General features: G+C 47.4%; 5 protein-coding genes and 1 pseudogene. 3 read left to right on the top strand and 3 right to left on the bottom strand.

The genetic code is table 11. The features are described 5' to 3' along the window. Positions 1-501, top strand: a 501-nt coding sequence (gene hpsJ-A, locus J0895_RS18155) for an HpsJ-like protein, cyanoexosortase A-associated (RefSeq protein WP_207089416.1), incomplete at its 5' end; no start/stop codon positions are given. A gap of 76 nt (positions 502-577) precedes the next feature. Here the strand turns inward: hpsJ-A and J0895_RS18150 are convergent. The 3 genes from J0895_RS18150 to rpaB all read right to left on the bottom strand — a co-directional run bounded on the left by J0895_RS18150 (position 578) and on the right by rpaB (position 2,627). Further along, entirely contained in the window at positions 578-1,096 is a 519-nt protein-coding gene (locus tag J0895_RS18150) for a DUF456 domain-containing protein (RefSeq protein ID WP_207089415.1), read from the bottom strand. Positions 1,097-1,155: 59 nt separating this feature from the next. Beyond that, on the bottom strand, positions 1,156-1,809 hold the full coding sequence (locus J0895_RS18145) for a cofactor assembly of complex C subunit B (RefSeq protein ID WP_207089414.1): 654 nt from the start codon (positions 1,807-1,809) through the stop codon (positions 1,156-1,158). An 89-nt stretch (positions 1,810-1,898) separates the two neighbouring features. Then, positions 1,899-2,627: a response regulator transcription factor RpaB gene (gene rpaB / locus J0895_RS18140; RefSeq protein WP_015148114.1), complete on the bottom strand. Its 729-nt coding sequence runs from the start codon at positions 2,625-2,627 to the stop codon at positions 1,899-1,901. Between the two features lie 166 nt (positions 2,628-2,793). Between rpaB and radA the strand changes: the two genes are divergently transcribed. Next, entirely contained in the window at positions 2,794-4,614 is a 1,821-nt protein-coding gene (gene radA / locus J0895_RS18135; RefSeq protein WP_207089413.1) for a DNA repair protein RadA, read from the top strand. 41 nt (positions 4,615-4,655) lie between these two features. Continuing rightward, a pseudogene (locus J0895_RS18130) lies at positions 4,656-5,858 on the top strand (hypothetical protein); the annotation flags it as partial.

The following is a 5,858-nucleotide window of genomic DNA, read 5'->3' as shown; positions in this document are numbered from 1 at the left end:
TTATTGGGCCTAGCACTTGTTTTTTTTGGGGAAGACTATAACCGCAATAGATTAGAAGATGTTGTTCTAAAAATGCTCTCTTGGGTAACTCTATTACTTGCGGTGCTATCTCTGTTGCTGATTCCGTTGGGTATTATCAATACTGGGCGGATTAATACCAACACCACGAATCAAATTAACACGCAGGCTCAACAAGAGTTGTCTCTATTACAACAAATTGAGGAGCAAGTCCAAACGGGAACCCCGGAACAACTGCAAACTTTGGCCCTGGAACTGAATCGCTTGGGTTTGCCGGTAGATGGAGAAAATACGGAACAGCTTAAAGCAGACATTCTTACCAATATTCCCACGGCGAAAGAACGAGTGCAGGTTCAATCACAACAACAGATCCAAAATCAGCGGCAGAATTTACTCAAAAATTCGGTGAAGTGGAATCTGGGGGCGTTGGTTGCTAGTGTGTTATTTTTTATGATTTGGCGGGGAACGGGTTGGGCACGGTAAACGCGCGAACTTAAGGCGAAGGGACTGGAAACTCCTGTTTTCCAGTCCCTTTTTCCAGTCCCTTTGACAATTTCTTCTATAACCCTAAACCCGGGGGCGGCCAAGTTGTGACCACAAAGAAGATGACGACGGCAAGGGCGAGGATTCCTTGAATCAGATTGCCGATGACGGAACTCACGACCACGGCAATCCCGGCTTTGAACGCAATTTTGATATCTCTTCGGTAGAGGTATTCTCCGATGATTGCGCCTAACAGGGGGCCGATAAAAATGCCGAGTAAAGGTCCGCCAATTGGTAAGGCCGGGAGTAGCCCTAAAAAGCCCAAGAAAAAGCCAACGATCGCCCCAATTTGTCCCCACTTGCTGGCACCGCCTCGTTTGGCCCCGAAATAGGTGGCGAGTAAGTCGATGGTCACACTGAGTATTAAAACGGCGATCGCCACCCCTAATGCCAAACCCACGGTCCCAAAACCCTGAACGATCGCCCAGATAATAATCGATCCCAAAATTAAACTTGATCCAGGAACCCCCGGCACCACAGCGCCGATGACCCCCAAAATCATCACGGCAATCAGTACCCAATACAAAATGATCATAAGCTCTTAAATGAATACGGGTGCAACGCTATTTTGAACAGTGATTCTTGAGTCATGTTTTAGCCACCCTCTAAATAATGACTCAAATTCTCGGCTATTTTCTCAGCAATCCCCTCAATCCACCGTTCATCCTGTTTCGTGTAACTACGCGGAGCATTCGCCCCCAAAATCAGCACCCCGCGATCGCCCAAGGGTTGACAAATCACCCCCTGGGTATTTTCCGGTAAATAGTCAAACTCAATCCGTCCGGGATATAACTTGAGCGCCACCAAATAAACCGGCTTCTGCTGGGCGATCGCCCGTTGCACGATCGCCCCCGGTTTGACCTCCCTTTCCGGCCCTAAAATCCCCCGGCGCAGCAAAACTCGCCCGTCATACCACACCACCAGCGATCGCGTTACCGTATTCCTCAGCAACATTAACGAAGCCCATGCCAGTTCAGCTTTGCTCCGTTCGGGCAAATCCGGTGCCAGTTCAAACCCCTCTTCCCCGATCAACTCCACCGATTCACGCGATCGCGGTTGAACCTGCTGCCAAAGTAACCCCGTTAAAATTAACAACGCACTTAAAATCACCCCCAAGACATCTGATCGCGCTTGGGAACCCGTAACTTCAACACTTAAAACCCTATTTGCAAAAAAAAGCACCCCGCCCAATCCACCAGCAACCAGGGGTAAGCGCCGCAATACTACATTTCCATCCGGTTTAGCCATACTCAAAACATCATCCCATCACAGAGCCGGAAACAGAGCCAGGAAAATTCTTGAGAATTTAGAACTCAAAATTCTAAATCCTCAACTCCTTAAGCCTCCTCTGCCTCAATAATGCGTTGGAACAGATATCCCGTTCCCCTCGCCGTCAAAATCAACTCCGGATTGCTCGGATCATCTTCTAGCTTGGCGCGTAAACGAGAAATATGTACATCCACCACCCGAGTATCCACATGGCGCTCAGGGGTGTATCCCCACACCTCTTGCAAAATTTCCGATCGCGAAAACGGATCCCCTGACTTGCTCACCAACAATTCCAACAAGCTAAACTCCATGCCTGTTAGACGAATCCGCTCGTCTACCTTATAAACCTGGCGCTTATTCGTGTCTATTCGGATATTCGCCACATGAATGACGCCCGAGCTGGGAATGCCAGAAGCACCCGTTTTCTCAACTCGCCGTAGTACCGAACGGATCCGGGCTTCAAGTTCCTTGGGTGAAAACGGCTTGACCACATAATCATCAGCTCCGAGCTCCAATCCCGTGATGCGATCGGCCACATCTCCAAGGGCTGTTAGCATGATGATAGGGACATCAGATTCCTTTCTCAACTCTTGACAGACGCCATAGCCATCTAGCTTCGGCATCATCACGTCCAGTACCACCAGGTCTGGATTCTCCGTCCGAAAGGTTTCTAGTGCTTCTTCCCCGTCTGCCGCTGTGACCACATCGTAGCCAATCATGGAAAGCCGTGTTTCCAGAATTCGACGAATACTAGCTTCGTCATCGACTACGAGTATTTTTTCCTTATGGTTTTCCAAGATACTCAAGGCTCCTTAAGCGTCTTATCTAATCTTTAATTTTTAATACTGTACCATTTGGATTGTCTTGCTTTCAGCCTTTATGAGTCCATCTGACGGCTCCCGGCTGATTCATCGATCGCCTTTTTTCCCTCCACTCATTACTCAGGGTCAATATCAATAACGAATGCCTAAGCAGCGAACTCAATATATTTGTGACGAGTGCGGAGCCGAATTTCCCCAATGGTTTGGCAAGTGTACCGCCTGTGATACTTACGGGTCGCTAGTCGAACAAGTGGTTCCGGCACCTAGCAGCAACCCTTCCCGGCCTAGTTTAAGTGGAAATTCCTGGATGCGCGAGGGCGGGGGAGATCAAAACAAATCCGAGGGACAACCGCGATCGTCGTTTAAATTATCTCAGATTGCCGAACAGAGCATTGCACGGTGTTCTTCAGGATATCCAGAGATGGACCGAGTCCTCGGAGGTGGCATTGTCCCTGGATCCTTGGTCTTGATTGGTGGGGAGCCAGGAATTGGGAAATCAACCCTGCTGCTGCAAGTAGCGAGTAATCTGGCGTTAGACCATCGGATCCTTTATGTTTCCGGGGAGGAGTCTGGACTGCAAGTAAAATTGCGTGCTCAGCGCTTAATCAGCGGAGTTGACAATGGAGTGCTGGAGGAGAAGCTCCCCCAACTTCCGGCGATCGCTGATGAGACGTTAGACATAGAACGATTGAATGGCAACGAAGAGGAACTGCTCACCCTCCCGGCTGCTCTACCCGAAAATCCCTTTGGACCTGAAATCAGTCCAGAACCCTTACTGGAAAACGACAATCAACTGACGGATCAGCCAGAGGAGACAGAGCAACTAGAGGAAACCCAGGCGACGCTAGAAACGCCCCTTGAGCCGGTAAAACCAGCTAAAACGGCTCAATCGCACGAAGAACCCCGGTTTTATTTATTGCCGGAAACGGATCTCGAAGAAATACTTCGGGAATTGGAATCTCTGAAACCCTATTTGGCGGTAATTGACAGTATTCAGACGATTTACTTTCCTTCTCTGACCTCTGCACCGGGATCTGTCGCCCAAGTTAGAGAATGTACTTCAGCGCTGATGCAGGTTGCCAAGCGAGAAAATATTACCTTATTTATTGTGGGTCACGTCACGAAAGAAGGTGGGATTGCTGGACCGAGGGTTTTAGAACATTTAGTGGATACGGTGCTGTTTTTTGAAGGCGATCGCTTTGCCAGTCACCGTCTGCTGCGATCGATGAAAAATCGATTTGGTGCAACCCATGAAATTGGCGTCTTTGAGATGGTGGCGAATGGACTCAAAGAAGTGGCTAACCCGTCTGAGTTGTTTATCGGCAGTCGGGAGGAATTTTCCTCCGGTTCCTCTACCATTGTGGCTTGCGAAGGCACTCGTCCCATTGTGGTGGAGTTGCAGGCATTAGTCAGTCCGGCCAGTTTTGGTTCGCCGCGTCGCGCTACGACTGGGATAGACAGCAATCGACTGGTGCAAATTTTAGCCGTTTTAGAAAAACGAGTTGGGGTCCCTCTGTCTAAGTTAGATACTTATGTTAGTTCTGTTGGGGGTTTGAATGTCAGCGAACCGGCGGCTGATTTGGGGGTCGCGATCGCCGTGGTTGCTTCTTTTCGCGATCGCATTGTTGATCCGCATACCGTGATTATTGGAGAAGTTGGCCTTGGGGGTCAAGTTCGTCCGGTGTCTCAATTAGAATTGCGCCTGCGCGAAGCTGCAAAACTGGGATTCAAACGGGCGATCGTTCCCCACGGCCAAAATCCTCCTGACTTAGGATTGGAGGTGATTTCTGTCTCTAAAGTGCTTGACGCTATCATTGAAGCCATTCCGGGTCCAGCGAACCCAGCATTTGCTGAAACTCCCAGTTCCCCCGAATCTAGCACCCCCCTGCCGGGTGAGACCAACGTTGACAACTTTGTAAATGAGTTTGACGATGACTTTGATTCGGAAAATCCCGTTTTTTAATCCAATCGGCGGCCCAGAATGGCTGCCGGATTAAAGAACCGATGGGATTGAACGAAAACGTGAATGACTTGGATAGCAACACCTTGAGTAATAGCAACAAATCCGTGCTAGACGAACTAAGCGCCTTAATTTGGGGAACCTCTTTATTTGGAGGTAAAATTACTGGTGCTTTAAATTCTGGGATTTTAGGTCAGCTTTCCCTTGCTCAATTAAGCCATTTATTTATCATTTGGCGGAATGCTACATTTCTCCCCCAAAATTCTCCTGTGCGGCTGGTATTCATCGAAGCGCTGATTAAGGGGATTATCCTGGCCCTCCACCCTGCTAAGTTGCAACAAACTGACTTGTTTTCCCCGGCTGCTCCCATTAAAGGGTCAGAATACAGTCAAATTCAGGTATGGCTAAAACGGCGGGTAACTGCTTTACGGCAAGAGGCATTTGGCACTCATGAAAGCAAATGTTGGCTAAAAAATATTACCCAGAGTCCAATGCTTTGTGGAAGTGCCGAAGAAATATGTAGTTTGGATATCCGGACTCGTAGTCAGCAACTTCAGGACCTAAAAAAACAGATTGAGGCTGAACTTTATATTGATGCTTTACCGGAACAAATCAGGAATAATTTTCGTTCCGATTGGTTGCCTTGTGTTAGTTTAATCTTATCCGAAACCCTTCAAAAGAATCAAATAATTGTAGATTTTTTGGAGGATGAAACTAAAAATTTTGCGGCTTTTCAATGGGATATACTTTCAACAATTGAAGATATCAAGAAAGTTATTCATCAAATTAAAAAAATATTAAATTATCCTCAGAATTATTTGAGCTTTATTCAAATTATTGATTTTGATACTGAAGCTCTTTATCAAGAAGTGCAAAAATTAGACAATAAAGATTCAGTTTTATCCAGCTTGATAGAAGATGTTTCAAGAACCAATCATCAACGGATTTCCTTGACCGATCCTAAAATCGAAAAAGTTTTAGAACTGTTAGAAAATAGTCAGGAACTTGAAGACTCTCCCTCTAAACCAGAAAGACGAGAAGAAGAACTGACAAATCCCCCTAATTTTTCGCCGAGCCGCTATAATTCTGAGAGAAAACGGATACCTGTAGCATCGGTAGTGCTGACGGGACTCCCGGTTCCCCGTGGAGAGTCAAATCTCAATGCAATGCGCCCAATCTGGCGATGTGTCAATACTCTTGTCGGTCATTCGGACTCGGTGGTATCTGTGGCATTCGGTCAGCAAAAT

Source organism: Phormidium pseudopriestleyi FRX01, from assembly GCF_017313335.1.
GTDB lineage: Bacteria > Cyanobacteriota > Cyanobacteriia > Cyanobacteriales > Laspinemataceae > Laspinema > Laspinema pseudopriestleyi.
Note: the sequence above shows the minus strand (reverse complement) of the source record. Positions and strands in the feature narration are given on the sequence as shown.